The organism is Kitasatospora sp. NBC_01560, assembly GCF_045208415.1.
Lineage (GTDB): Bacteria > Actinomycetota > Actinomycetes > Streptomycetales > Streptomycetaceae > Kitasatospora.
Genome location: NZ_CP109364.1, coordinates 1,140,981 through 1,166,570 on the forward strand (window position 1 = coordinate 1,140,981; position 25,590 = coordinate 1,166,570).

The 25,590-nt window shown below is 75.9% G+C and carries 21 protein-coding genes and 1 pseudogene; 8 read left to right on the forward strand and 14 right to left on the reverse strand.

Annotation, left to right across the window (positions count from 1 at the left end; genetic code table 11):
• Positions 1-201: 201 nt before the first annotated feature.
• From OH807_RS04965 to OH807_RS04980, 4 genes are all read right to left on the reverse strand, one after another.
• A complete protein-coding gene (locus OH807_RS04965; protein ID WP_406194337.1) occupies positions 202-1,224 on the reverse strand; it encodes an ABC transporter substrate-binding protein in 1,023 nt (340 codons plus the stop codon).
• A 382-nt stretch (positions 1,225-1,606) separates the two neighbouring features.
• Complete coding sequence (locus OH807_RS04970) at positions 1,607-2,707, reverse strand: calcium:proton antiporter (RefSeq protein WP_406194339.1); 1,101 nt, start codon at positions 2,705-2,707, stop codon at positions 1,607-1,609.
• A gap of 114 nt (positions 2,708-2,821) precedes the next feature.
• Positions 2,822-4,330 (reverse strand): serine/threonine-protein kinase, encoded by a 1,509-nt coding sequence (locus OH807_RS04975; protein WP_406194341.1) that lies wholly within the window; start codon positions 4,328-4,330, stop codon positions 2,822-2,824.
• A gap of 71 nt (positions 4,331-4,401) precedes the next feature.
• Positions 4,402-5,232, reverse strand: coding sequence for a serine/threonine protein kinase (locus tag OH807_RS04980; RefSeq protein WP_406194343.1), 831 nt, complete (start codon positions 5,230-5,232; stop codon positions 4,402-4,404).
• A 381-nt stretch (positions 5,233-5,613) separates the two neighbouring features.
• On the opposite strand from OH807_RS04980, the gene OH807_RS04985 reads away from it, so the two are divergent.
• The 3 genes from OH807_RS04985 (at position 5,614) to OH807_RS04995 (ending at position 8,599) form a co-directional block, all read left to right on the forward strand.
• Entirely contained in the window at positions 5,614-6,033 is a 420-nt protein-coding gene (locus OH807_RS04985; protein ID WP_406194345.1) for a hypothetical protein, read from the forward strand.
• A gap of 348 nt (positions 6,034-6,381) precedes the next feature.
• A complete protein-coding gene (locus OH807_RS04990) occupies positions 6,382-7,422 on the forward strand; it encodes a polysaccharide deacetylase family protein (protein ID WP_406194347.1) in 1,041 nt (346 codons plus the stop codon).
• 79 nt (positions 7,423-7,501) lie between these two features.
• A complete protein-coding gene (locus OH807_RS04995) occupies positions 7,502-8,599 on the forward strand; it encodes a GNAT family N-acetyltransferase (RefSeq protein WP_406194350.1) in 1,098 nt (365 codons plus the stop codon).
• Positions 8,600-8,656: 57 nt separating this feature from the next.
• On the opposite strand, the gene OH807_RS05000 is transcribed toward OH807_RS04995, so the two are convergent.
• The 7 genes from OH807_RS05000 to OH807_RS05030 form a co-directional block, all read right to left on the reverse strand.
• Positions 8,657-9,361, reverse strand: coding sequence for a hypothetical protein (locus OH807_RS05000; protein WP_406194352.1), 705 nt, complete (start codon positions 9,359-9,361; stop codon positions 8,657-8,659).
• Between the two features lie 96 nt (positions 9,362-9,457).
• Complete coding sequence (locus OH807_RS05005) at positions 9,458-10,591, reverse strand: aminotransferase class I/II-fold pyridoxal phosphate-dependent enzyme (protein WP_406194355.1); 1,134 nt, start codon at positions 10,589-10,591, stop codon at positions 9,458-9,460.
• On the reverse strand, positions 10,588-11,319 hold the full coding sequence (locus OH807_RS05010; protein ID WP_406194357.1) for a transcriptional regulator: 732 nt from the start codon (positions 11,317-11,319) through the stop codon (positions 10,588-10,590). Before OH807_RS05010 ends, OH807_RS05005 begins: the two co-directional genes overlap by 4 nt.
• 137 nt (positions 11,320-11,456) lie before the next feature.
• On the reverse strand, positions 11,457-13,106 hold the full coding sequence (locus tag OH807_RS05015) for a cytochrome D1 domain-containing protein (protein ID WP_406194360.1): 1,650 nt from the start codon (positions 13,104-13,106) through the stop codon (positions 11,457-11,459).
• 256 nt (positions 13,107-13,362) lie between these two features.
• Positions 13,363-14,775, reverse strand: coding sequence for a TolB family protein (locus tag OH807_RS05020; RefSeq protein WP_406194362.1), 1,413 nt, complete (start codon positions 14,773-14,775; stop codon positions 13,363-13,365).
• A 283-nt stretch (positions 14,776-15,058) separates the two neighbouring features.
• Positions 15,059-15,751 carry a hypothetical protein gene (locus tag OH807_RS05025; protein WP_406194365.1) on the reverse strand — a complete coding sequence of 231 codons (693 nt, stop codon included), beginning with the start codon at positions 15,749-15,751 and terminating at the stop codon, positions 15,059-15,061.
• A 159-nt stretch (positions 15,752-15,910) separates the two neighbouring features.
• Positions 15,911-17,923, reverse strand: a complete 2,013-nt coding sequence (locus OH807_RS05030; RefSeq protein ID WP_406194367.1) for an NHL repeat-containing protein — start codon at positions 17,921-17,923, stop codon at positions 15,911-15,913.
• Between the two features lie 425 nt (positions 17,924-18,348).
• Here OH807_RS05030 and OH807_RS05035 point away from each other — a divergent pair, with 425 nt between their 5' ends.
• The 4 genes from OH807_RS05035 (at position 18,349) to OH807_RS05050 (ending at position 22,079) form a co-directional block, all read left to right on the forward strand.
• Positions 18,349-19,164 (forward strand): SDR family NAD(P)-dependent oxidoreductase, encoded by an 816-nt coding sequence (locus OH807_RS05035; RefSeq protein WP_406194371.1) that lies wholly within the window; start codon positions 18,349-18,351, stop codon positions 19,162-19,164.
• Between the two features lie 225 nt (positions 19,165-19,389).
• Entirely contained in the window at positions 19,390-21,084 is a 1,695-nt protein-coding gene (locus tag OH807_RS05040; RefSeq protein ID WP_406194373.1) for an FAD-dependent monooxygenase, read from the forward strand.
• A 280-nt stretch (positions 21,085-21,364) separates the two neighbouring features.
• Positions 21,365-21,586, forward strand: coding sequence for a hypothetical protein (locus tag OH807_RS05045; protein WP_406194375.1), 222 nt, complete (start codon positions 21,365-21,367; stop codon positions 21,584-21,586).
• Positions 21,587-21,617: 31 nt separating this feature from the next.
• Positions 21,618-22,079, forward strand: coding sequence for a hypothetical protein (locus tag OH807_RS05050; protein WP_406194377.1), 462 nt, complete (start codon positions 21,618-21,620; stop codon positions 22,077-22,079).
• A 114-nt stretch (positions 22,080-22,193) separates the two neighbouring features.
• Here the strand turns inward: OH807_RS05050 and OH807_RS05055 are convergent, their stop codons facing one another.
• The 3 genes and pseudogenes from OH807_RS05055 to OH807_RS05065 form a co-directional block, all read right to left on the reverse strand.
• Positions 22,194-23,012, reverse strand: a complete 819-nt coding sequence (locus OH807_RS05055) for an arylamine N-acetyltransferase (RefSeq protein ID WP_406194379.1) — start codon at positions 23,010-23,012, stop codon at positions 22,194-22,196.
• A gap of 313 nt (positions 23,013-23,325) precedes the next feature.
• Positions 23,326-24,234, reverse strand: a complete 909-nt coding sequence (gene ftsX / locus OH807_RS05060; protein WP_406194380.1) for a permease-like cell division protein FtsX — start codon at positions 24,232-24,234, stop codon at positions 23,326-23,328.
• 331 nt (positions 24,235-24,565) lie between these two features.
• Positions 24,566-24,883: pseudogene (locus tag OH807_RS05065) on the reverse strand (urate oxidase); the annotation flags it as partial.
• Between the two features lie 188 nt (positions 24,884-25,071).
• Here OH807_RS05065 and OH807_RS05070 point away from each other — a divergent pair.
• Positions 25,072-25,515: an RrF2 family transcriptional regulator gene (locus OH807_RS05070; RefSeq protein ID WP_406194382.1), complete on the forward strand. Its 444-nt coding sequence runs from the start codon at positions 25,072-25,074 to the stop codon at positions 25,513-25,515.
• Positions 25,516-25,590 lie beyond the last annotated feature (75 nt).

Below are 25,590 nucleotides of genomic sequence, written 5' to 3' on the forward strand. Positions count from 1 at the left end.
CTCCCACGGGGTCGGTTCGACGGCGGACTCAGCGGACTCAGCGCTCTCAGACGATAGGGACAGCGACCGCCGCACCGCGCCCCGACACGCGGACTCCGCCCCGATGACCGGTCGTTACCGGCCATCGGGGCGGGCGGGCCCGGTGGCTCCGCCGGGCGGGGCCGGCCCGGTCCACCGGCCCCGGCCCGGCGCCGACGGCCGTCAGAGGCCGCCGTTGACCACCGCACTGGAGACGGCGCCCCGGTGCAGGTTCCACTGCGCGAGGATCTTGTCGTAGGCGCCGCTGTGGATCACCTGGTCGAGCGCCCTGGCGATCACGTCGCGCAGCACCGTGTTGTCCTTGGCGACGGTGATGCCGTACGGGCCGGCCTGGAGGAAGTTGGTCCCGGCCAGCTGGAACGTGCCGGCCCCGCCCGGCTGGGTGGTGTTGTACTGGGCCACCGGGTAGTCGTTCAGATCGGCGGCCGCGGTGCCGGCGGCGACCTCGGCGAGCGCCTGGTCGTCACTCTCGAACCGGTGGATCTGCAACGCCTTCCCGGTCCGCAGGCAGGCCGCGGTCTGCCGGGTGGCCAGCTCGTCCTGGACGGTGCCGCGCTGGACGGCGACCGTCCGCCCGCAGAGGCTCTCCAGCGAGGCGAGGTTCAGTGGATTGCCGGCCTTGACCACCATCGACGTGCCGGAGCCGAAGTAGTCGACGAAGTCCACGCCCGGGTCGGCCTGGTGGCCGTCGTCGGCCGCGCCGAGCTGGCGCTGCTTGGTGTCGATCACCGCGGACATGGCCAGATCGATCTGCTTGGCCTGGACGGCCGGGATCAGTTTCTCGAACGCCATGTCGGTGAATTCGACCCGCAGCCCGAGGGCGGAGCCGATCGCCCGGGCCAGTTCCGGGTCGAGGCCGGCGGGCGCGCCGCCGGGCTCCTTGAAGTCGACCGGCGGGTAGTTCAGGTAGGAGCCGATCTTGAGCACTCCGGCCGTCCGGACGGCCTTGGGGAGCGCGGCGCGGAGGTCGTCCGGGCTGCCGGGGGCCGGGGCGGCGCCGCTGCCGCAGCCGGTGAGCAGGAGCCCGCCCGCACCGAACAGGGCGGCGGTCCGCAGCGGCCCGCGGACCCGCCCGGAGGCGGGGGTGCCGGGCCCGGAGGAGCCGGGGGCACGGGCGCCGGCAGCGGGGGCGCCGGCGGCGGGCGGGGCGGGTCTGGAGGCAGGGGTGATGAGGGTACGGTGCATCGCGATGCGTCTTCTTCGCAGGTGAGGGGGTACGTGCAGGGAGACGCCGCGCCGGAGTGGCTGCCGGGGTACGCAGCGCGGACCACCTCGCCGTGTGCCCAGATGGGCCGCCCCGGGGTGCGGGGGCGGCCGGTCGGCGGGGATCCGCCGTCGGGGGCGGTCGGGGCCATCCTCGCACCCTGCCCGGCGCTCGGCGGAGGCGGGTCCGGCGCGGGCCGGTACCGGTCAGTAGGGGTCAGTACGGGCCGGCGCAGGTCGGTACGGGCCGCGTGGCGGCCGGTGCGGGCCGGGGCGGCGCAGCCCCGCCGGGACGCGGCAGGACGGCCGGGGCGTGCGGAGTGAGCGTGCGGAGTGGGCGTGCGCCCGGGGCGCGCGGAGCGGCTCAGGGGTTCACGGCGAGCACCACGTACGCCGCCAGCACGGCCAGGTGCACCGCGCCCTGCAGCGGCGTCGCCCGGCGCGGGATGACGGTGAGCGTGCCGAGGGCGACGGTCAGCGAGAGCAGGACGAGGTGCGACGGGCCGAGTCCGAGCACCAGGGGCCCGGGCAGCCAGACGGAGGCGACGGCGACCGCCGGGATGGTCAGCCCGATGCTGGCCAGCGCCGAGCCGAGGGCCAGGTTGAGGCTGGTCTGCACCCGGTTGCGCAGGGCCGCCCGGACCGCCGCGATGGTCTCCGGCAGCAGCACCAGCAGCGCGATCACCACGCCGACCACGGAGGACGGCAGCCCGGCCGAGTACACGGCGGACTCGATGGTCGGCGAGACGCCCTTGGCCAGACCCACCACCGCGATCAGTCCGACCCCGAGCAGCGCCAGGCTGACCAGGGTCGCCCGGACGGTCGGCAGCCCGGCGTGGTCCTCCTCGTCGACGACCTCGCCCTCCGGGGTGACCGGGAGGAAGTAGTCCCGGTGGCGGACGGTCAGGGTGGCCACGAACAGTCCGTACAGGACGAGGGACGCCGTCGCGGCGAAGATCAGCTGGGTGGAGGAGAACTGCGGTCCCGGCGAGCTGGTGGTGAAGGTCGGCAGCACCAGGCTGAGGGTGGCGAGGGTGCCGATGCACGCCAGCGCGGCGCCGGTGCCCTCGGCGTTGAACACGGCGACCCGGTACTTGAGGGCGGCCACCAGGATGGAGACGCCGAGGATCCCGTTGCAGGTGATCATCACGGCGGCGAACACGGTGTCCCGGGCCAGCGTGGCGGCCTTGTCCCCGCCGTCGGCCATCAGCGTCACGATCAGCGCCACCTCGATGACGGTCACCGCCACGGCGAGCACCAGCGAGCCGAACGGCTCCCCCACCCGGTGGGCGATCACCTCGGCGTGGTGCACGGCGGAGAGCACCGCACCGGCCAGGAGGCAGGCGACCACGGCCACCACCCAGCCGGGCACGGAGCGGTGCCAGGTCAGGAGGAGGACGACAAAGGCCACCACCGGGACGACGACGGTCCACTGGGTCGCGGCCGCGTTGAGCTTCGTGAACATGCGGCCGAGCATCGCATCCCGCCACCCCCGCGACCGGGTGACACCGCCGGGGAGGGCCACCGGGGTGACGGGCCCGTAGCCCGGCCGGACGGCAACCGCGCCGGTCCGCAGCCGTCAGCCACCGTACTCGGCGAGGTAGCCGAGCACCTTGTCGACATGCGCCTTCACCCGCTCGGGTACGCCGCCCGCGGCGGCGACGGTCTTGTCGCTGGTCCGGTACCCGGCCGTGACGAGGGCGGGCAGATCCGCCGTCATCCCCCGGTGCTTGAACTGCTGGTCCAGCCAGCAGACGTAGTTGCCCATCGAGACGATGGCGTCGGCCGGATCCAGGTAGTCCTTGACGCCGTCGTGGTCACCGTCCTGCGCCCAGGCGTTGAAGACCGCGGGCGTCCACATCGCGACGCCGTACTCGCCGGACTCCGGGCGGGCGGCGTGCGGGTCGAAGCCACTCTCGGCCTTGAGCATGGCGGCCAGCAGCGCCGGCGTGATCTCCGGCTCGGGGCAGCGGCGGGCGGCGTCCTCGATCGGCCCGCGCAGCTCCGCGGGGACGTCGGCACCGGCCGGGATCGCGCCCGCCGGCCGGGACGGCGGCGGCTGCGCGGGGCCGGCCGCGGGGCGGGGCCCGGCCACGGCCGGCGGCTCCGGGGCGCCGGTGAGGGTGAGCAGGGCGGCCGCCGCCAGGCCGCCCGCCGCGGCGAGCAGCGGGCGGCGACGGCGGGCCGGGGCGGCGGCGCGGCGGGGCCCGCCGGCCGCCGCGAGCAGCGCGGCGAGGTCCAGCCGCCCCCGGGCCCGGCGGTCCGCCGTCAGGCAGGCCGTCACCACCGCGCGCCACGGCGCGGGCAGCGCGTCGTCCAGCCGTAGCGGCGCGGCGCCGCGCGCGTAGGCCTGGGCGGCGAGCGAGCGGGCCCGGGCGGTGGCACCGAGGAAGGGGTGCAGCCCGCCGGTGAGCAGCTGGTGGGCGAGGACGCCGAAGGCCCACAGGTCGGCACCGGGGCGCAGGGCGACGCCGCGCGCGCCGGCCCGCTCGGACCACCACTCGGGCGGGACGTGGTCGGGCGAGCCGAGCGGCGGCGCATAGGCGTGGGTGCCCTCGATCTCGGCGGTCAGGCCGAAGTCGGCGAGCTTGGCCGTGCCGTCCGGCATCAGCAGGACGTTGCCGGGCTTGAGGTCGCCGTGCACCCAGCCGGCCCGGTGCATGTGGACGAGGCCCGCGCCGACCTCGGCGAGGATGCGGGCGGCCCCGGGGACGGGCCGGTGCGGGCGGGCGGAGGAGAGCACGTCCTGGAGGCTGCGGGCGGCCCGCTCCATCACCAGGGCGACCGCGCCGTCGAGCGCTGGGTGCGCCGGATCGTCGAGGGTGACCACGGCGTGGGTGCGGATCAGGTGCGGGTGGTCGGCCCGGCGGCTGAACCGCATCTCGCTCCGGGCGACCTGCGCGACCGTCCGGCGCCGGCCGGGGCCGAGCTGCCCCGGGCCGATGAACTTGACGGCGGCTTCGGCCGGTCCGCCCGTGCCGGGAGCGGCGCGGGCCGCGTGGACGGTGCCCCAGGCGCCCGCGCCGATCTGCTCGCCGATCCGGTAGCCGGCCACGAGGTACCCGGGCGGCACGGCGGAGGACGGCACGGCGGGGGACGGTTCGCCGGGCCGGTCCGGGGGGCGCGCGGCGCCGGGGCGGGCGGGCGGCGGCACGGGGGTCAGCAGCCCCGCCGGGGCGGGAGCAGTGCGAGGTGCTCCTCCCGGACGAGGTCGAACCGCAGCGCCAGGGCGACGAGTTCCTCCCGTTTGCCGCCGCCGCGCGCGGCCGCCTCCGGGCTCTCCTCGGGGCTCTCGCGCAGCCGGAGCTTGGTGGCCACCAGGTAGTCGATGTGGTAGTTGACGGCGGAGCGGGTGAGCTCGCGGCAGGCCGGCAGGGCGCGCAGCCTGCTCACCACCTCGGTCGCCCCCGGGACGAGGGCGGCGGACGGCGAGCGGAGCCGGGGCTCGCAGAGGGCGAGCAGCACCAGGAAGTACTTCGAGGTCGGGTCGAGGGCGAACGGGCTGACCGTCGGCTCGCCGCCGTCGGGGCCCGGCCCGCCGTCCAGGTAGGCGTGCTGGGGGGCGAAGACCTTGAACGAGACCGGCTCGCCGAGGGCCGGCAGCAGCACCCGGGAGAACTCGAACGGCACCGGCGCGCCGAGCCTGCCGGGCGCCACCTTGACGTGCTCGCCCGCCCCCTCCAGATTCTCCACCACGTAGGTGGCGGTGCCGCTGAAGTTGGAGAGCCGCCAGTAGTCCTCGGCGGCGGTGATCTCGCCGGCGCGGCGCGCGACGCCCCGGTCGGTGAGCGGGACGGCGGCCGGTCGGCCGGGCTCGCCGCGCCCGAACCCGGCCACCTCGCCCGGGCCCAGGTGCAGCAGCGCGGGCCGGGCGGCCGGCGCCGGGCCGGCGGGCCGGGCGGTGCGGAGGGGCCGGGCCGGTCGGTGCGACGGGCCGGCGGGAGCGGGCTCCCGACGGGATTCGGGCAGTTGCACGATGACCGTGTCCATCCGGGCCACCTCCGTGGGTCGCGTCGATCGTAGCCGTCCGAACCGCCGCACGCAGGTCCGCCACCCGGACGAGTGAACGCCGCGTCGCGCCGTCGGCCGGCGGGCCGACCGGGCGTCAATCCGATGCCGAACCCGCCGAGTTGGCGGGGGCGCGCGGGGCGGGCCGCACCCTGCGGGGCGGCGCCCCGGCGGGGCCGGTGGCCGGTGCGGCCCGCCGTCCGCCGACGCCCGGGGCCGCCGGGGCCCTCGGGGCGCCTGGTTGCAGCACGTAGTTGAACGGTCACCTTGAGTGTGATGCAGCGCACATATGGCATGCCCATGAAATGTGCAAGACTCATCCCACCCAGTGAGATTCCCTTGTTTTCCAAGGAGGTTCATATCATGCGCGCTCAAATCGCAGCTCTGATGGTCACGGTGGCAGGGATCACGGCGGCGACCGCACTGCCGGCCGTGGCGGCCCCGGCAACGACGGCAAGCAGCGGGGAGGGGGCCGTGGCCTGCATCACCGCGGTCAACCGGCCGTGCGTCTGGCAGGAGAAGGACGGCGGGGGATTCGTCGGAGTGGCCCAGGTGTCGGCCGCGGACCCGGCCCACCTGACGCTCGTTCAGGTCGAGGTCCGCACCCAGCGGTCCTGGGGCGCCCCGTGGGTCACCGTCGCCTCCGCGACCACCGTCACCAACGGCTTCGCCAAGGCCGTCACCCCGCGGGTCGTCACCAAGGACCTCCGGATGGTCTGCGCCACCGGCGGCCCGGCCCTGGACGCGGCCCAGCGGGTGACCAGCTGCACCGGCCCCTTCTGATCCCTCGGGATCCGCGGCTCTCTTCCGGCCCCGGTGGGCCGGAAGGGGGCGCGGGAGGCGCGGTGGGGCCCGCCCCTCCCGCGCCTCCCGCCGCCACCGGCGACCACTCGGAAAACTCCCGGCCCGCACCCGGGCCACCGGCCCGCCGACAATGCGCCAACCTCCCCGAGAAACCCGACCGACCGGTGCAACCCTCCTCGGAGCATGGGTTTTTGCTCTATCTTGGGACTTCGTGGAGCGGGGCGGGCCGCCCACCCGCAGGCGCGCGCCGAACGGCGCGGCCTGCCCACGCACCGCGCTCCACCCCCGCCACCGCAGGACCGACGGGGACGAAGGGGGAGCGTGTCGATGCCCGAGGGGACCACGCGTTCGACCGAGGCCGGCGGCGGCCCCGCCGGCAGCACCGACGACCCGGCCGGAACGGCCGGCGGACCGGGCGGACCGCCGACGCCGGCGGCCCGCGGACGGCTGGCCGGCCGGCGCGCCACCGTCGACGCGGTGCTGCGCCACTCACCCGCGCAACCGCTGTTCCGGCTCGCCGCCACCCGCCGCCTGGCCGTCCTCGCCTACCACGGCATCGACGACCCCCGGACGTTCGCGCTCCAGATGGCCCGGCTCGTCCGGATCGCCCGCCCGGTCCCGCCGGCCCTGGTCGAGGAGGCCGTCCACGGCGGCCGCCCGCTGCCGGCCCGCAGCGTCCTGGTCACCTTCGACGACGGCGACCGCACGGTACTCACCGAGGCCCTGCCCGTCCTGACCCGGCTCGGCATCCCGGCGGCCGCCTTCGTGGTCACCGACCACATCGACGGGGACCAGCCGTTCTGGTGGACGGAGGCCGCCTTCCTGGCCGCCCACCGCGGCACCGCCCGCCGGCTCGCCGGCTGCGCACCCGGCGCGGTCGTCCGCCGGCTCAAGACCCTCCCCGACGCCGACCGCCGCACCGCCCTCGCCGAACTGCGCGACAGTGCCCGCGCCGCCGCGCCACGGCAGCAACAGCTGACCCGCCAGGACCTGCTGACGCTCCACCGGGCCGGCGTGACGATCGGCAACCACACCGCCGGCCACCCCTGCCTGGACCACTGCGACGACGACACCGTCCGCAGCGAGATCACCCGCGCCCACTCCGAGCTGGCCGGCTGGCTCGGCGGCGCGGAGCCCACCGCCTTCGCCTACCCCAACGGCAACGTCGACGAGCGCGCCGACGCCGTGCTGCGCGGGCTCGGCTACCGGCTCGGCTTCCTCTTCGACCACCGGCACGACCGGCTGCTGCCGCGCCGCCCGCTGCGGATCAGCCGGCTCCGGGTGAACTCCGCCACCGGACGGGACAGGTTCGACACCATTCTCTCCGGGCTGCACCCGGCCGTGCACCGGCTGCGCGGCGGGGTCTGAGGAGCAGCGGTCCGAACGGGCCCGTGGCCGGGTCGCGCCCGGGCCGGCCACGGGCCCACGCAGAACTGGGGGTTGGGGGATGGCACCTGCCGACGCGGTGACCGGGGCGGCCACGCCCGTCCGGTACCGGAGCGCCGCACTGCCGGCGGACGTCCTGGACGGCTGGCGGGCACTGGCCGCCGGTGATCCGGACAGCTCGTGGTTCAGCACGCCCGAGTGGGCGCTCTCCTGGTGGGAGACGCTCGGTGCGAAGGAGGGCACCGGCGAGATCACGGTCTGGCGCGAGCCGGACGGCCGGGTCTCGGCCGTCGTGCCGCTGCTGCGCACCCGGCGCCGGCTCCACCCGCGCGCGCCGCTGGCCGTACCCTGCCTGACCGTCCTGGGCTCCGGCCCCGGAGCCGCCGACCACTGCGGCTTCACCGTCGCGCCGGAACGCCGTGCCGAGGTGGCCGGCTGGCTCGGCCGGCGGGCCCGCCGCACAACCCTGCTGCTCACCGACCTCGACGCCGGGCAGACCGGACTGCTCCCGCCCGGCGCGGCCGAGACCGGCCGCACCCCCTGCCCGCGCGCCGACCTCACGGCGGGCCCGGACGCACTCGGCTCCCGGCAGTTCCGCGCCGACCTGCGCCGCTACGGCCGCAAGCTGGCCGCCGAGGGGATCACCTTCCGCTGGGTGGCGCCGGCCACCGGGGAGGACCAACTCGCCGAGCGGGCCGAGCTGGTGCACGCCGTACTCCGGCTGCACCGGCAACGCCGGGCCGCCCTCGGCCGGCCCACCACCTTCGACGCGGCCCGTGCGCCGCTGCACCTGCGCCTGCTGGAGCGAGCCGCCGCGACCGGGCGCGGCGAGGGCCCGGCCTTCCTGGTCGCCGAGCGGGCCGGCGAGGTGGTCGGCGTGCTGTACGGGTTCCGCTGGCGGGACACCTTCGCGTACTACCAGATCGGCTGGGACCAGTCCTGGGCCCCGCTGCGGCTCGGCACCGCGGTGATCGCCGAGGCGATCCGGGCCGCCGCCGGCCAGGGCCTGGCCACCTTCGACTTCCTGCGTGGCACCGAGTCGTACAAGTACCGGTTCGACGCGGTGGACCGCGAGGACGTCTCCTGGCTGGTGCCGCACGGCCTCTCCGGCGCCCTGCTCGGGCTCAAGTACCGGGCGAAGGCGGCCCGGCAGGGCTGAGGCCGGCGGACGGGCGCAGGCCGGCGCGGGTGCAGGCGCGGTCGGGCGCCTGCCCGGTCAGCGGCCGGTCCGCTCCGCTCCCCCGGCCTGCTCCCGGCCGGCACCACCCGTGCTGCCCGTACCGCTCGCACTGCTCGTGCCGCCCGCACTGCTCGTACCGCCCGTACCGTCCGGACTGCCCGCACCGGAGCTGGTGCGGATCGTCTGGGTCGCCGCCGGGATGCCGTCCCCGCCGACCGCCGGCCCGCCGGCCCCCGACACCGCCCAAGCCGCCGTCGCGGGGCGGGCCGCCGTCACGGGACTGGCCGCCGTCGCGGGGCGGGGCGGCATGGCCGGCAGCGCCGGCACGCCCACCTGCAGCGCCGGCACCACCGTGCCCGCGGCCTCGGGAGCGCCGGCGGCGTCGGCCGCCCCGGCAGCCCGGGGCGCGGCGGTGCCCAGCGATTCGAGCCGCAGCTCCAGGTTCGGGTGGTCGGGGTGGCCGCCCGTCCAGTCGGCGTCCTTGCTCCGGATCACCCGGGTGCGGACGCCGGAGCCGAGGATCTGCACCGGGCCGGGCCGCATCCGGACGTTGGGCCACCACTGGCCGTTGAAGCGGTGCTCCAGCGCCAGCTCCCACTCGTCGTCGCGGACGTCCAGGCACTCCCCCACCCGGCCGGCCAGGACGCTGGTCCCGTACGAGGCCCGGACCACCACCCGCTGGTCGAAGGCGGCGTCCTTGCCGATGACCGTGATCCGCCACGGTCCGTCCATTCGCAGCACGGCCGCCCTCCCGAGGTCTCCGTGCGGGACCACCCGGCCCCGCACCTCCCTCAACGGGCCGCGGGGCCGGGGCGGTTCACCTCGCCCGGGCGCGGGTCAGCGCCGGGCCGTCAGCCAGTCGGCGAAGGCCTCCAGCGCCGGGCCCGGGTCGCGGCGGCCGAGGCCGATCCGGAACCGGTCGGGGGGCGTCGGGGTCAGCTCGGAGCGGTAGATGCTCGCCGGGAGGAGCAGGACGCCGGCCTCCTCGACCAGGCCGGTGCAGAAGTCCTCCACCCCGTCCGGCCCGAGGTAGCGGGGGTAGGCGACGCAGCCGCCGTCCGGGGCCTGCCAGTCGAAGAGCTCGGGGAAGGCCGCGAAGAACTCCTCGAAGACCGGCAGGTTGGCGGCCAGGATGCCGCGGTTGCGGGCGAGGATCCGCTCGCGGTTCTCGATGGCGATCCGGGCCAGGATCTCGCTCGGCGCGGAGTTGCAGATCGTGGTGTAGTGCTTGGCGCGCTCCAGCCGGCTGCGCAACTCGCCGTCCCGGCAGGCGATCCAGCCGATCCGCAGGCCCGGCAGGCCGAGCGACTTGGAGGTGACGTTGAGCGAGAGGGCGCGTTCGGAGAGGTCGGCGGCCTGCGGCAGCGTGCGGGCCGGGTCGCGCTCCAGCCCCCGGTAGACCTCGTCGCTGAACAGGTGGATGCCGCGCTCGTCGCAGAGCCGGACGAGCCGGGTGAAGTCCTCGGCGTCGATCACCTTGCCGGTGGGGTTGTTGGGGAAGTTCACCGAGACGACGCGGGTGTTGGGGCGCAGCGCGGCGGTCAGCGCGTCCAGGTCGAGCGCCCAGTCGCGGTCGGCGTCCAGGGCGATTCCGGTGACGTCGCAGAGCGAGAGCGGGACGGTCTCGGCGGACTGGTAGGCGGGGGTGACGACGACGGCGTGGTCACCGGGGCCGAGGAGCACCTGCATGGCGAGGTTGAGCGCCTCCTGCGCGCCGCCGAAGCAGATCACGTCGTCGGCGTCGAGGTGCTCGTACATGCCGGCGATCGCGTGGCGCAGGGCCGGGTCGCCGAAGGTCTCGGTGTAGCCGAGGGTGAGGTGTTCCCAGGCGTGGCGGTCCTCGGGGCCGGCCAGGGCGAGGAGTTCGGACATCGCCATGGTCTGGGCGTCCGAGGCGGTGAGGTGGTGGCGGGCGGTGAACTCCCAGCGGGAGAAGTAGGTTTCCAGCCGGAAGTCGGGCAGCACGGTCATCTGTCTTTCCTCGGTGGGGCGGTGGGGGCGGGGCCGGCCTTGAGCTCGGCGAGGAGGGTGTACACGGTGGAGCGCGACACCCTGAGTGCGGTGGCGACGGCGGGGACGGCCCGGCGGACGGTGAGCACACCGGCCCGGTCGAGTTCGCCGAGCACGGCGAGCCGGTCCTCGCGGCCGAACCGGTCCAGTGGCCGGCCGTGGGCGCGGACGTAGCCGCCGATGACGTCGTTCATCCGCTCGGTCCAGTCCTGTTCGAAGAGCGGCTCGGGGCGGGGCACGGTCGGGGCGGCGAAGCCGGCCAGCAGGGCGGCGGCGTGTTCCAGCGGCCCGCGGTCGAGGTTGACGCAGAGCACCGCCGCGGGGTGACCGTCGGTGTCGCGCAGCACGGCGCTGACCGAGGAGAGCCGCCGGCCGTCGGGCAGCAGCTTGGCGTAGGGGCCGTAGACGTCGGGCGCCGCCGGGTCGAGCCCGGCCAGCTCGCCGAGCAGGGACGGGTCACCGGGGGCGCGGCCGCCCGTCGGGTTCCAGATGGCGAGCACCTCGTCCCGGACGGCGTCGTGCAGGACGACCTCGGCGTAGGGGCCGAGCAGCAGTGCCACCGCCTGGCAGACGGGCCCCCAGGGCCGCAGGCGCGGGTCGGCGGGCCCGGCCGGTGCCTCGGGGGCGGCGGGGGCGGCGGGGGCGGCGGGCGGGGGCCCGGGGGCCGCTGTCGGACGTTCCGTACGCATGTCTGGACTGTACGTCCAGTCTGGACGTTTCGTCCAGAACGGCCGCGCCCCCGCCCCCGCCCCGCAGTCGGGGAGGGAACGGGGGCGTGGCCGCCGCCGGCACCGGCACGGGGGGCCGGGGCCGGCGACGGGCGGGCTCAGGTGCAGCTGATCAGCAGCGCCAGGGTGGCGGTGCAGGTCCGGGCCGCGCGGTCGTTGGCCGCCACCGGGTCGGTGGGCGCGCTCGCGGTGCGGTTGGCCGTCACGGTGAAGGTGCGGCCGAGGTTGAGCAGGCCGACCTGGACGGTCAGGTGCCGGGTGGTGCTCGCGCTCTTGGCGAGCGGGCCGGCCACGGTGCAGGTCAGCTTGCCGGCCGCCACCGTGCAGTCGGTGGACGAGGCGCTGAACCCGGAGGGCAGGTCGGCGACGACGGTGGCCGAGTCCACCGCGTTCGGGCCCTGGTTGGTGAGGGTCAGCGTGTAGTCGACCCGGCCGGAGAACAGGCCGCCCACCGGGTGGGCGGTGAGCGCGACGGCGAGGTCGGCGGTCGGCGCGACGTAGCTGAACCGGTCGGCGGTGGTCACCGCGCTCGTCCCGCCCGGGGTGGTGACCCGCACGTCCACGGCTCCGGCCGCGGTGGCGGCGGGCGCGGTGGCGGTGCAGGAGGTCTCGGTGCAGCTGAAGGCGGTGGCGTTGCCGGCGGCGCCGAAGCCGACCGCGGTGGCGCCGGCCAGGTCGGTGCCGGTGAGGGTGACGACCGTACCGCCGGCCTGCGGGCCGGAGGCGGGGGCGACGGCGGTCACGGCCGGCACCGGCAGCGGGAAGCCGAGCACGGTGACGGCGCTGCCGTCGAAGTCGCTCAGGTAGCCGTGCCGCCCGTCCGGGGTGAGGGCGAGCGTGAAGGGGCTGGCGCCGGTCGGGACGGTCGCGGTGACCGCACGGTCGGCCGTGGTGATCACGCTCAGCGTGTTGTCGGCGTAGTTGGAGACGAACGCCCGGCGCCCGTCCGGCGAGAGCGAGACGGAGTACGGGTTGGTGCCCACCGTCACGGTGCCCGTGACGGTGCCGGCGCCGGTGTCCAGCACGCTGACGGTGTTGTCGCCGCCGTTGGCCGTCCAGAGCCGGGAGCCGTCGGCGTTGAGTGCCAGCCCGAAGACGCCGTGGCCGACCGGGACGCCGGCGCCGACCGTGTTGCTCGCGGTCGCGATGACGTCCACCGCCTGGGCGCCCGAGGCTGCCACGTAGACGTGCGCCCCGTCGGGCGCCACGACCACGCCGTGCGGTTCGGCGCCGACCGGGACGGTGGCCGTCACGGTGTTGGTCGCCGTGTCCAGCACGCTGACCGTGCCGTCCCCCGCATTGCTCACGTACGCGTGCGCGCCGTCGGGCGCGACCGCCACCCCGAAGGGCTCGGCGCCGACCGGGACGGTGGCCGTCACGGTGTTGCTCGCCGTGTCCAGCACGCTGACGGTACCGTCCTGGTGGTGCGTCAGGTACGCGTGCCGGCCGTCCGGCGCCCAGGCCACCGCGTACGAGCCGGTGCCGGCCGTGAAGGTGCCGGCCACCGCGTTGGCGGCGGTGTCGAGCACGGTGACGGTGCCGCTGCTCTGGCTGGTCACGTACGCCCGGCTGCCGTCCGGGGCGAGCGCGACGCCGGCCGGGTAGGCCGCCACCGCGACGGTGGCCGCCGTGACGGGCGGCGGCGCGGCCGCCGCGGCGGTGCCGGGCTGCGACAGCAGCGCGGCCGTGGCCGCACCGGTGGCGGCCACGGCCGTCCAGGAGCGGAGCGGCGAACGACGTATTCTCACGAAAATTCTCTCCAGACTGGTCGGATCATCGGGTCATGCGGGCGCTCCGACACCTGCCGAAGCCGGACGAAGCGTAGGAGACCCGTTGACGGATCGTCAGGAGTTGACCGGGATTGTCGCTAACTGTTCAGAACTGCTCACAATCGCAAAACGGTAGGTGACGCCTCGCCACGGCGCGGCCGGACGGGCCACGCCACCGGGCCCGGCACCCCGTGGAGCGGGGGCGGTCCCGGCGGCGGAGCGGCCCGCGGAGCCGCTACAGCCTGCGGGCGAAGGCGTCGGGGGCGCCGTTGGTGTCGCCCGCGGCGAGCGTGCCGTCCTCGGAGCCGAACACCACGACGGCGCCGAGCGCGTCGACCGACGGGCCGCTGGAGGCACCCGCCGTCTGGCCGCCGTCCGCCGCCACGCTGACCCGCTCCACCCGGCCCGTCACGAGGTCCCGCCGGAAGACGTCGGAGACCGCGTTGGTGTCACCGGGGACGAGGCTGTCGGCCTCCGAGGTGAAGAAGACGCTACGGCCGTCCGCCGTGATCACCGGATCGTAGGACATCCCGTTCGACGCGGTGCCGTCCTGCGCCGAACTGACCAGCCGGGTCGTCCCGGTGGCCAGGTCGCGGACGAACACGTCCAGCAGGCCGTTGGTGTCCCCCGGGACGATGTCGGACGAGCGCGTGGTGAAGACCACCCGGCGCCCGTCCGGGCTGAGGTACCCGGCGTTCGCACTGGCCAGCACCCCGTCGGAGCCGAGGCTCCCGCCCTCCGTCCGGCCGGTCCGCAGGTCGTGGACGTAGTACGGGTACGTCTGCGGCTTGGTGATCCCCGGCCCCTCGGCGGCCGCGCGGGCCGCCGGCCCCGTGCCCGGGCCGTCCCCGCCGGCGCGGGCCGCCGGCGTGGCCGGGCCGCCCGGCAGCAGGTTGCCGGCCTTCGAGGTGAAGCCCACCCGGCTGCCGTCCGAGCTGAGCACCGGGTTGACGGAGGCGCGGTCCGCCTCCGCGCCGCCGACGCCCACGGAGGCGCGCCTCGTCGCCCCGGTGCGGCGGTCGAACACGAAGACGTCGGCCACCTGGTTGGTGTCACCGGGGACGAGGTCCGCCCGGCCCGAGTCGTAGGCCACGTAGCGCCCGTCCCAGCTGATCACCGGGGAGCCCGAGCCGCCGGTCTGCGGCTGGGCGGGATCGCCGGTGCTGATCCGCTCGGTCCGGCCCGTCCGGCGGTCGCGGACGAAGACGTCCTCGGCACCGTTGGTGTCCCCCGGCACCAGGTTGTCGGCCTCGGACGAGAAGGTGACGAACCGTCCGTCCGCGCTGATCCCCCCGGAGATCGAGTAACCGCCGGCCTGGCCCCCGTCCGACGCCACGCTGACCCGCTCGACCAGGCCGGTCGAGAGGTCGCGGACGAAGACGTCCTGCGTCCCGTTGGTGTCCCCGGGCACGAGGTCCGCGGCCTCGGAGTCGAACACCGCGTACCGGCCGCCCGGGCTCAGCGCCCCGGCGTACGACCGCCCGGCGCCCGGCGCGCCGGCCGGCGTGCTGCTGAGGAGTTCGGTGCGCGGCCGGGCAACCGCGCCCGGCGACGCCCCGGCCGGGACGGCGACGCCCGCCAGCGCCAGCGCCGCCAGCACGCCCGTGCAGCCCACCGCTCGGACGGCCCTGCTCCTGGTCCACTTCATGGTGGTCCCCCCACGATGGCCCTGCGCTCCTGGACGCGGACCCCGGCCGGCCGCCGGTCGGGCGCCCGGCCCCGGGGCCCGCGACCGAGCCAACCGGCCGCCTGCCCCGGGGTCAACCACCCGACGGCCGGACGGCGCCGGGTGACCGCAAGAGGCCACCGCGATCACCGGCCCCAGGAGCACCGCGCCGCACCCGGCGCCCCACCCTCCCGCAGCGGGGAGCACAGCGGCCGGTCCGGCGGGCACGGCGGCCGGTCCGGGCCCGGACCGGCGGACCTCCCGGTCAGAACGCCTCCGGCAGGCACTCCTCGTACAGCTGCCCGTCGAAGGCGTTGCGCGCGTGCGTGCGCATCCGCGGACCGTAGACGGCGTCCTGCGCCAGGGCGGAGTAGCCGGTGCCCCGACGGACGATCAGCCCGGCGGTGTCCGCCAGGTAGACGTCCAGCCCGGGATACATCAGCTCGATGCACGGCAGGTCGTCCACGTCCAGGGCGAACACCGGGTACTCGCCGTACGCGTCGGCCTCGCCGGTGGCCAGCACCCGGCGCGAGTCGGAGCCGCCGGGGAGCAGGAAGCACTCGTCGAAGCGGTCGGAGAGCGGGTCGAAGCAGGAGCCCCACGGCTCGCCGAACTCGTCCCGGGCCAGCCGGCCCAGCGGGCGCGGCGTGAACCGGTCGTCCGGGCCCAGCCAGCCGGACCGGCGCAGCAGGCCGGTGTCGAAGGCCAGCCAGCGCCGCAGGCTCGGCGGCAGCGGGCGCCCGCTGGGGAAGGCGGCGGCGGCCGGGGCGCCGGCCGGCAGCGGCTCGGGCGCACCGGTCAGCCACGGGCCGGCCGACGGGGCGTGGCCGACCACCGGCCGGCCCGGGTCGGCCGCCACGGCGGCGACGACGCGCTCGGTGAGGGCGGCGCCGTGCTCGGCGGCGCCGGAGCGGTGCCGGGCCCGGCCGGTGCGGTGGTCGGCGGTGGGTGAAGTCATGACTCTCGGCGTCCTGTTCACGGCTGGCTCGGGGCTGCTCGGTCGCGCCGAATCTACGGTCCGCCGCCGACACCGCCGGGCCCGGGGTGGGCGGCCGCCCGGCACCGACCGCCCCGCCCCCGTCGCCGCCCGCCGTCGCCGCCCGCCCCGCCGCGGCGGTCAGGGCTGCTCGGGCGGGCCGATCAGCGGGGCGCAGACCGGTGCGGCGAGGCCGATGAAGACGACCAGTTCGCGGCCGCCAGGGTTGGTCGGCAGCGGCACCGTCTGCCAGTTGTTGGCGAGCCAGACGTTCCCGGAGGGGTCGATCTGCACCGCGGTGTTCCGCGTCAGGCCGTCGAAGGTGTAGCCGGTCGCGGGCGGCGAGATCGGCTGCCCGGTCCGGTGGCCGGGCGGGCAGGCGGAGAGCCGGGTGCCGCAGAGCTGCGCCACCCGGTGTCCGCCGAAGTTGGCGACCCAGACGGTGTCGTCGCCGTCCACCGCGATGCCCCAGGGCAGGAACAGCCCGTCGTTCACGAAGGGCTGCTCCGGGGTGGTCCCGTCCGGGCGGACCATGGTCACCGAGGCGCCGGGCACCCGCTGCCGCACGTCCCGGACGGCGTCGGCCAGACCGGCGGCGGTGCCGTCCTCGCAGGGCAGCGGCACGACACCGCTGTTGGCCACCCAGGCGTTGCCGCGGCTGTCCGTGGCGACGCCCAGGGGGTTCTTGATGCCCCCGCCGGTGACGGTGCGGACCGGCTCGCCCTCCGGCGAGAGCTGCACGAGGCTGTCGCTGCCGTTGCCGGACACCCACACCCGGCCGTCCCCGTCGACGGCGAGGTCGAAGGGCTTGACGAGGGCGCCGTCCGGCGGGGCGATCCGGCGCGCGGCCTGCGGGTCGCCGTGCGGCAGGACGGTGACGCTTCGCCCGCCGCAGTCGGCGATCCAGATGGTGCCGTCCCGGTCGGCGATCGTTCCCTGGGGCTGCACGATACCGCCGGAACGCCACCCGTCGGCGGGGGACTTGGCCGTCCCGTCCGGCCCGAACTGCGAGACGCTGCGGTGGAGCTGATCCGGGTCGAGCGGGCAACCGGCGCCCTGGAAGCCGAAGTTGCCGACCCAGACGTCCCCCTTCGGGTCCAACGCGACGCCGTAGCCCGCGCCGTAGAGGCCGCCGCCCTGGTACGGCGCGCCCGGCGCGTCCTCGCCGGTCGGGGTGAACCGCAGGAGGCTCCGGCCACCGCAGACGGAGGTGCGGGGGTCCGCGGCGTACTGGTAGTTGTTGGCGACCCAGGCGTTGCCGTCGGCGTCGAAGGCGAGGTTGCCCGGGCCGTTCAACTCGTGGCCGTTGCCGGTGTAGCGCAGCGCCAGCGTCCAGGCGTCGGGCGCGGCGGGCAGCGCCGGCCGGTAGAGCGGCCGCACGGCGGCCAGCGCGAACAGCTCGGCGACGTGCTCGCCCGGCGCGTGCGCGACGGCGACGGCCGCCTCGAAGGTGTTGGCCGGCTCCGGCTGCCCGGGCCGCCGCGCGAGCCGGAACAGCTCCTCGCAGGTCTGCCCGGCCACGCAGCCGGCCAGGATGTCCGCCAGCGAGTTGAAGGCGGGCAGCGTCGAGGTCTCCGGGCCGTTCGGCGCTGTGGCGAGCACCCGGGCGACACCGCCGTCCGCGAGGTCGGCCAGATTGTGCGTGATCGCGGCGGCGTTCTGCAGCCCCGGGTAGCCGCCCGAGATCCCCGCCCCGCCCGGGCCCCCCGCCGCGCCCGGGAGCCCCGCCGCGCCCGCGAACCGGGCCATCGCGTACGCGGCCGCCACCGTCGTCCGCTCGTTGACCACCACCTCGGGGTACGGGTGCGGGGCGCCCAGCACGGCGGCCAGGCCGACCGGCCCGCCGCGGCCGCGCTCGGCGAACAGGTACAGCACCGCCCGCGGGTCGGCGGGCCGGTGGTAGGCGAGCCGGAACCGGCCCTCGGCGTCGGTCCGGGCCCGGGCGAGCGCCTCGGCCGGCTCCCCCGGCCGGCGGCCGGCCCGGTACAGCGTCACCTCGGCGGCGCCGAGCGGGGTGTCCCCGCTGCGGACGACGCCGCGCTGGAGGTCCGGGCCGCCGTCCGGCGGGTGACCGGCCACGGCGCTCTGGGAGGTACTGGCCGAGAGGGCGAGGAGGGTGGCTGCGAGCAGGAGCAGGCTCCGGCGTCGGCGCATGTGACAGCTCCGGTGGATCGGTGACTTCGGCGGGGGGGTGGCGGCCGGTGCCCGTGGTCCCGGCCACCTCGCGGCTGGGCGGCTGGGCGGCTCGGCGCCTCGGCGTCTCGGCGTCTCGGCGTCTCGGCGTCTCGGCGTCTCGGCGTCTCGGCGTCTCGGCGGCGGGCGCTGCCGACCGGACCGCAGCGCCAAGGTCGCACGCCGGTCCGCCCGGACGCGGTGCGGCGGCGGGCCGGGCGGGCCGAGTTACACCCATCGGGTGAGGCCGTACGCCCTCCCGGCCGGAGCACCGGGCGCAGCCCTGCGGCCGGCTCGCCCGGCCGGTGCCCGCCGCCCCTGCGGGTGGCCCCGGGCACCGGAGCTGACGGGCCGTGAGCCTACAATCCGATGGTCCACAGAGCATCGAACTCCCCGGGGGTACCGGCATGTCCGACCAGCGCGTCGTCCTCGTCACCGGCGGCGGCACCGGCATCGGCGCCGCCACCGCCCGCCTGCTCGCGGCCGAGGGCCACCGGGTGGTGGTCTCCGGCCGGCGCGCCGAACCGCTGGAGCTCGTCGCCCGGGAGACCGGGGCGCTCGCCCAGGTCTCCGACACCACCGACCCCGACGACGTCCGCGCCCTCGTCGCGGCCACCGTCGCCGCCCACGGCCGGCTCGACGGGCTCGTACTCAACGCCGGGGTCGGCCGCGGCGGCTCCGTCGGCGACGTCACCCCGGAGGACTGGGAGCTGGTGATGCGGACCAACGTCACCGGCCCGTTCCTGCTGCTGCGCGAGGCGCTCCCGCACCTGCTGGAGTCGCGCGGGGCCGTCGTCGCCGTCGCCTCGGTCTCGGCCCTGCTCAACGGCACCGCGAACGCCGCCTACGCCACCTCGAAGGCCGCGCTGCTCCAGCTCTGCCGCTCGCTCGCCGTCGACTACGGCCACCGCGGGCTGCGCGCCAACACCGTCTGCCCCAGCTGGGTGCGCACCGAAATGGCCGACCGCCCGATGGCGCGCTTCGCCGAGAACGAGCAGCTGCCGGGCGGCATCGAGCAGGCCTACCGCGAGGCCACCCGGCTCACCCCCGCCGGGCGCCCCGGCGAGCCCGCCGAGGTGGCCGCGGCCATCGGCTGGCTGCTCTCCCCCGCCGCGAGCTACGTCAACGGCGCGGTGCTCACCGTCGACGGCGGGGTCACCGCCCTCGACCCCGGCACGGCGGCCTTCGGGCTGCGGATGGAGCCGCGCGCCGGGAGCCGGTAGCGCCGCCGGCCGGGGCACCGCGCCCCACCGCCGGACCGGGGGCGCCGGTTCGACGCCGCCGGGCCGGTGCACGGGTGGCGGCCCGGTGTGCACGGGTGGCGGCCCGGTGCGGGTCGGGCGCAGCCTGGAAGGGAGACGATCGCGCATGCCCGGACGGCGGCCGACGAGCCGTCGACGAGCGGTTCGCGGGCGGTCGGTCGTCGAGCGGCCGGCCGAGGAGCGGTGATGGACGAGACCGACGTACTGGTGGTGGGCGCCGGCCCGGTGGGGCTGACGGCCGCGGCGGAGCTGCGGCGGCACGGGGTCGGCTGCCGGATCGTGGACCGGCTGGCCACCCCGCAGCACTACGCCAAGGCGGTGGGCGTGCAGCCGCGCACCCTGGAGCTGTGGGACGCGATGGGCCTGGTCCGCGCCGCCCTGGACGAGGCCGTCCCGATGCGCGGACAGCTGCTGTTCGTCGACGGCCGGCCCGGCCCGCGGATCGAGCTGGCCCTGCCGCCCGACATCCCCTACACGTTCGCCGCGCTCCCGCAGTACACGACGGAACGCCTGCTCACCGAGCACCTGGCCGGCTACGGCACCCACGTCGAACGCGGCAGCGAGCTGGTCTCGCTCCACCAGAGCGCCGGCCACGTCGATGCCGGGCTGCGGACGCCCGGCGGGCCGCGCACCGTCCGGGCCCGCTACGTGATCGGCTGCGACGGCGCGCACAGCCTGGTCCGGAAGGCCGCCGGTGTGACGTTCGAGGGCGATGCCTTCCCCGAGCAGTACATGCTGGGCGACGTCGAGGTGGAGTGGGACCTCCCGGAGGGGTACGGCGTGCGGGCCAGCCACCACGACGCGGACGGCGCGGTGGACGACCTCCTGGTCTGCATCCCGCTCCCCGGCCGCGGGCGGTACCGGATGTCGATGATGGTGCCGAAGGAGCTGTCCGGCGACGACGGCCCGGCAGGCGGCGGCCCGGCGGCGGGTGGTGCGGCGGAGGGTGGTGCGGACGGCGGCGGCGCGACGACCGGCAGCGGCGCGGCGGACAGCGTCCGGCACGGCCTGGACGGCGACCGGGCACCGGAGCTGCGGCACATCCAGGCGGTGCTGGACCGGCTCTCGCCGCGGCCGGTGCAGGCCTCCGGGCTGCGCTGGTCCTCCACCTTCCGGATCAGCGCCCGGCTGGCCGGCTCCTACCGCTCCGACCGCCTGTTCCTCGCCGGGGACGCCGCCCACATCCACCCGCCGACCGGGGCGCAGGGCATGAACACCGGGATCCAGGACGCCTACAACCTGGCCTGGAAGCTGGCGCTGGCGGTGCGCGGTATCGACGCGGACGGCCTGCTCGACAGCTACCACGCCGAACGGCACCCGGTCGGCGCGGAAGTGGTCGGCCGGACGGTGCGCCACGCCGGGGCGGGCGTGCCGGCCGACCCCGAGGACCTCGACACCGTCCTCCGGCGCGAGGCCCAGCTCCTGGTCGGCTACCCGGACAGCCCCCTGGTCGCCCCGGCCGACGGCTCCCCCGCCGGGCCCGCCCCCGGCGACCGGGCACCCGACTGCCGGGGCCTGGAGCGCGAGCTCGCGAGCTTCCCCCTGCGGCTGTTCGACGTGCTGCGCAGCCCCCGGCACACGCTGCTGTTCCACGTCGGCCCCGGGGCCCCGGGCGAGTCCGTCACCACCTGCGCCGTCGCGGCGCTCTCCGCCGCCCACGGGCTGCTGGACGTCTACGCGGTGCTCGCCCCCGGGGCGCCGGCGCCGCAGTGGCGGATGCCGATCGTCCGCGACGGGGCGGGAGAGTTCGCCGCCGCGTACGGGGCCCGCCCGGGCGAGGCGTTCCTCGTCCGACCCGACGGCCACCTCGCCGGGCGGTTCCACCCGCCCACCCCGGACGGCCTGGTCGGCTGCCTGCGCCGGACGTTCGCCACCGGGTGAGGGCGGGCGCGGGGGCGCCACCGGGTGAGGGCGGCGCGGGGGCGCCACCGGCGGGGCCCGACGACGTTTTGCTGTCAGTCCCTGCGAGCACAATGAAGTATCGCCGCCGACGAGGGGACGTCCAGGCGCGGCCGATCCCGGATTCGCGCGCACCGTCGTGACCCGACCCGTGCAACCCGTACGACCCGCGCACCCCGTGTGCGCGCAGTCGGGTCGCACGGCGCGACGCCCCGCCTCGTCGGTCGCTACTGGGTCGGTCGCTACTGGGGGGAGCAGACGAGTGAGCTTCATCGGCCTGATCATCATCGGCGGAATCGTCCTGCTCGGCATCAAGGTCCTGTGGTGGGCCGTGAGCCGGGACGACACCCGCAGGAAGTCCCGCTACCGGGGCGGCGACGGGGGTGGCAGCGGCGGCGACTCCGGCGGCGGCCACAGCGGTTGCGGCGGGGGAGGTGGCTGCGGCGGCGGGGGATGCGGCGGCGGCTGCGGCGGCGGCAGCTGAGCGGGCCCGGTCGGCCGGAACGGGGACCAGCGTGCTTTCGCGAACATACTCACGGCGCATCGAGCGCGTCCGGACGGCGGTCGACGCGCTCGAACTCCCGCCGGCCGTCTACCGGACATGCCCGTTCCAGCCACGGGAGTTGGTGGAAACCGGGCTTCGCCAGTGGCTGCGGTGCTGCGGCGCGGCGATGCTCGACCGGCAGGTCATCGGCATGCCCTCGTACGCCGTCGACGAGGCGTGGCACGGGCTGATCCTGTGCACCGAGCGCTACGCGGCCTTCTGCCGGGCCGCCTACGGGCGGTTCCTGCACCACCACCCCCGAGGGGGCGCGCTCCCCGGGAACGCGAAGCGCGCGGGCTCGATGCACGAACAGCTTCAGCGGACCGAAGTGGCGTGGTCCTTCGCGGCCCGGCCCACCGAGGAATGCGTCCTGTGGGACTTGGACGCCCGGGTGGGCGTGCCCGAACCGTGGGGTCCGCGCGTGCAGCGGTAGGGCCCGGCCGGCCGGTCGCGCCGCGGGCCCCGGCCGGGAAACCGGTCGGGGCCCGCGTGACGGCGGTGGGGTCGGAGCGTGCCGGACCGGACGCGAACGACCGCGGCGGGCCGCTCAGCCCGCCGCGACGGCCTGCTGGAACCCGGCGGGCGTGGCAATCCCGAACTCCGACTCGAACAGCTCGCGGACCGCGTCGGCGCCCACCACCTCACGGGTCGACGTCGTGCCGTCCGTGCCGCGCCGGGTGAAGGTCGTGCCGTCGAACAGCAGGTGCCCGGTGGGCAGCGTGCGCTGGGCGAAGAGCCGGTGGAACGGCGAGCGCGGGCTGGTCGCCACGTACCAGTTGGCCATCTTCAGGTCGGCGACGGGGGCGCGGTCGAGAGTGAACGCGGTCTGGTCGACCCAGCTGTCGTCCGTCCGGGCCTGGAGCACCCAGACCGGCGAGGGGCTCTCGGCCTCCTCCAGCACGAGCCGGTGCCGGCGCCCGGCCCCCTCGCCGACCTCCTCGGGCACCATCGGCAGCGGCTCCAGCAGCCCGCCGACCGCCCCGTAGCCGACATCGGCGAGGTAGCGGCCCGGGGTGCCGGGCACGTCCACGGCGAGCACCATGTGCGTCCGCGGGCGCTCCTCCCCCGGGCGGGCACCGAATCGGACCCGGCCGGTGAGGCGGGTGACGCCGAAACCGAGCTCTTCCAGCACGGCCGCGAACAGGCTGTTGTGCTCGAAGCAGTAGCCGCCGCGGGAGTTCTCGACCAGCTTGCCCTGGAGGTCGGCGAGGTCCAGCGAGGGGACCGTGCCGAGGACGACGTCGATGTTCTCGAACGGGATGCTGAGCAGGTGCGCGAGGTGCAGGGACCTCAGGGTGGCAAGGGTCGGCTCCCGCTCACCGTCCCACCCGACGCGGGCGAAGTACTTCTCCAGGTCAACCGTCATGCCCCCACCGTACGCACCGCGTCGGACGGTTGACCTCCGGCCCCGGTCCTGAACCGGGTGGACCGGGCGACCTAGGACCTCCGCCCTACCCCCCGACCACCGTCAGACCTTGCCGAACTCGCCCGACCGGACACCCGCGACGAACGCCCGCCACCAGCAACAGCCCGGGTCGGCCCGGCTGGCGCCCGGCCCTCCCGGGCGTCCTCGACCGGAGCGGATCCCGCGGGTGGGATCCGCTCCGATGCCACGGCCACTTGAACACGCACCGGTGATCACCACGGCATTCCGGCCAGCCAGGAGACTCCGAAAGGCCCTACACCCGCAGGTACTTGCGCAGGGTGACCGTCGCCGCGCCGGCCGCCATCACCGTTCCGGCCACGACCAGCAGGGGGATCACCGAGAGCACGGAGGAGACGCCGATGAAGTGGATGAAGTTGATCCGCTTGCCGATCACGTGGGTGACGACGTAGTGGCCGGCGAACAGCAGCCCGGACGCCAGCGCCGCGCCCAGCAGGGCGGCGAAGACGGCCTCGGCGATGAACGGGATCTGGACGTAGAGGTTGGACGCGCCGACCAGCCGCATGACGCCGGTCTCCCGCCGCCGGCTGAAGGCGGAGATCCGGACGGTGTTGACGATCAGCAGGAGTGCGACGCAGAGCATCAGCCCGGTCAGCACGAGTGCCGTCTGCTGGAGGGTGTTGAGCACCAGGAAGAGGTTCTCCATGACGGAGCGCTGGTCGGTCACCGAGTGGACTCCGGGCTTGCCCTGGAAGGCCGACCTGATGACGTCGTACTTCGCCGGGTCGGTCAGCTTGACCCGCCAGGACTGCTGGATCGCCTCCGGGCCGACCACCGAGGCCAGCGGGCTGTTCGGCACCATCTCCTTCCAGCGCTTGTAGCCGTCCACCGCGCTCTCGAAGCTGACGGACTTCACCACTGCCATCTTGTCGAGGGCCGTCTTCACCTCGGCGATCTGCTGGTCGGTGGCGGCGCCACCCGTGCACTGCGGCGAGTAGATGACGTCCGTCCTGGTGCAGAAGTAGACGCTGACCTCGACCCGGTCGTACCAGAAGCCCTTCATCGAGTCGACCTGGGCCCGGACGAGCAGGCTGGCACCGGCCAGCGCCAGGGCGAGGGCCACGCTGATGACGACAGCGATGGTCATCGTCAGGTTGCGGCGCAGGCCGATGCCGATCTCTGACAGGACGAACTGGGCACGCATCTGTTTCCAACTCCAAGCGGCAGCCGCCACCGTACGGGCGGAACACCGGACCGGGCGGGGCTGCCCCCGTGACGGCGGGGTCGGCCGCAGGCGGGTCCGGGTGTGCCCTCGCGATCAAGAACCCCCATCTCTACCGGTGCGGCCCGGGGCGGCACAGAAGCGTTCGGGCACAGTGCGCCGCCCGATCGGGAACGGCCGCCGCCCACCGCCCGGCTGCCCACCGCCGAGCCGCACTTCGGAGCGGGGTCACGGCGGGGACGGCGGACGACCGCGGGGACGGCGGGGACGGGGGACGACCGTGCGGGCGGGGCGCCGGACGGACCCCGACCGGTCAGCCGGTGATCCAGTCCTCCACCGGGATGACGGGGGTGACGCCCGGGCGGTGAATGGTGCCCTCGATCAGGCCGTACATCCGGTCGGCGGCGTAGTAGACCTCGTTGTCGTTCTTCAGCCCGAACGGCTCCAGGTCCACCAGGAAGTGGTGCTTGTTCGGCAGGTTGAGCCGCACCTCGTTCACCTCGGAGCGGTGCGCCAGCACCCGGTTGGCCATCGCGTGCAGCGTCTGCTGGAGCGAGTACGAGTACGTCTCGGCGAAGGCCTCCAGGAGGTGGCGGCGCGACCTCGTCGGCTCGGCCGCGATGCCCCCTGCGCAGTTCGCGCAGTGGGCGGTGACCGTCGCGCGCCAGGGCGACCGCCCCGACACCTCGACTCCGTCGTCGAGCCGACCGCCGCCCGCCAGGGGACACGATCCCCCCTGGCGGCCCCCCTCGGAGGCCGGGGCCCGGCGTGCGTGCAGGAAATTGGATTCCAGGAGTCGTATTAGCTAGCCTCATGCTCGTGAGGCTGACCAAGAGCACCGACATCGCCCTCCGCATCGCCATGCGGCTGGCCGTCCTCGACGCGGACGCCAACCCGACCACCCGCGAGGTGGCCGAGGCGGTCGGCGTGCCGTACACGCACGCCGCCAAGGTGGTCAGCCGGCTCCAGCACCTCGGCGTGCTGGAGGCGCGGCGTGGGCGGGGCGGGGGGCTGGTGCTCACCTTCGCCGGCCGGACGGGCTCGCTCGGGCTGCTGCTCCGCGAGCTGGAGGGCGTCGGTGACGTGGTCGGCTGCGAGGACGAGCCGCCGTGTCCGCTGCGGGCGGCCTGCCGGCTGCGCGGGGCGCTGCGCACCGCGCAGGAGGCCTTCTTCGTCTCGCTCGACCCGCTCTCGATCGGCGACCTGGTCGCCTCCCCGACCGGGCCGGTCCTGCTGAGCCTCACCGGCAGACCCGCCTACTGACGACCTCCCCGACTCGTCCGACCGACCGACCCGCCAGCACCCTCGGGCCGTGCCTCCACACGACCTGAAATACGA

Excerpts from the sequence above, each read along its gene's own strand:
- OH807_RS05010 (WP_406194357.1), bottom strand. The coding sequence starts at position 11,319 with ATGCGTACGGAACGTCCGACAGCGGCCCCCGGGCCCCCGCCCGCCGCC.
- OH807_RS05020 (WP_406194362.1), bottom strand. The coding sequence starts at position 14,775 with ATGAAGTGGACCAGGAGCAGGGCCGTCCGAGCGGTGGGCTGCACGGGC.
- OH807_RS04970 (WP_406194339.1), bottom strand. The coding sequence starts at position 2,707 with ATGTTCACGAAGCTCAACGCGGCCGCGACCCAGTGGACCGTCGTCGTC.
- OH807_RS05055 (WP_406194379.1), bottom strand. The coding sequence starts at position 23,012 with ATGACGGTTGACCTGGAGAAGTACTTCGCCCGCGTCGGGTGGGACGGT.
- ftsX (WP_406194380.1), bottom strand. The coding sequence starts at position 24,234 with ATGCGTGCCCAGTTCGTCCTGTCAGAGATCGGCATCGGCCTGCGCCGC.
- OH807_RS05005 (WP_406194355.1), bottom strand. The coding sequence starts at position 10,591 with ATGACCGTGCTGCCCGACTTCCGGCTGGAAACCTACTTCTCCCGCTGG.
- OH807_RS04990 (WP_406194347.1), top strand. The coding sequence starts at position 6,382 with ATGCCCGAGGGGACCACGCGTTCGACCGAGGCCGGCGGCGGCCCCGCC.
- OH807_RS05025 (WP_406194365.1), bottom strand. The coding sequence starts at position 15,751 with ATGACTTCACCCACCGCCGACCACCGCACCGGCCGGGCCCGGCACCGC.
- OH807_RS04995 (WP_406194350.1), top strand. The coding sequence starts at position 7,502 with ATGGCACCTGCCGACGCGGTGACCGGGGCGGCCACGCCCGTCCGGTAC.
- OH807_RS05030 (WP_406194367.1), bottom strand. The coding sequence starts at position 17,923 with ATGCGCCGACGCCGGAGCCTGCTCCTGCTCGCAGCCACCCTCCTCGCC.
- OH807_RS05040 (WP_406194373.1), top strand. The coding sequence starts at position 19,390 with ATGGACGAGACCGACGTACTGGTGGTGGGCGCCGGCCCGGTGGGGCTG.
- OH807_RS04980 (WP_406194343.1), bottom strand. The coding sequence starts at position 5,232 with ATGGACACGGTCATCGTGCAACTGCCCGAATCCCGTCGGGAGCCCGCT.
- OH807_RS05035 (WP_406194371.1), top strand. The coding sequence starts at position 18,349 with ATGTCCGACCAGCGCGTCGTCCTCGTCACCGGCGGCGGCACCGGCATC.
- OH807_RS04985 (WP_406194345.1), top strand. The coding sequence starts at position 5,614 with ATGCGCGCTCAAATCGCAGCTCTGATGGTCACGGTGGCAGGGATCACG.
- OH807_RS04965 (WP_406194337.1), bottom strand. The coding sequence starts at position 1,224 with ATGCACCGTACCCTCATCACCCCTGCCTCCAGACCCGCCCCGCCCGCC.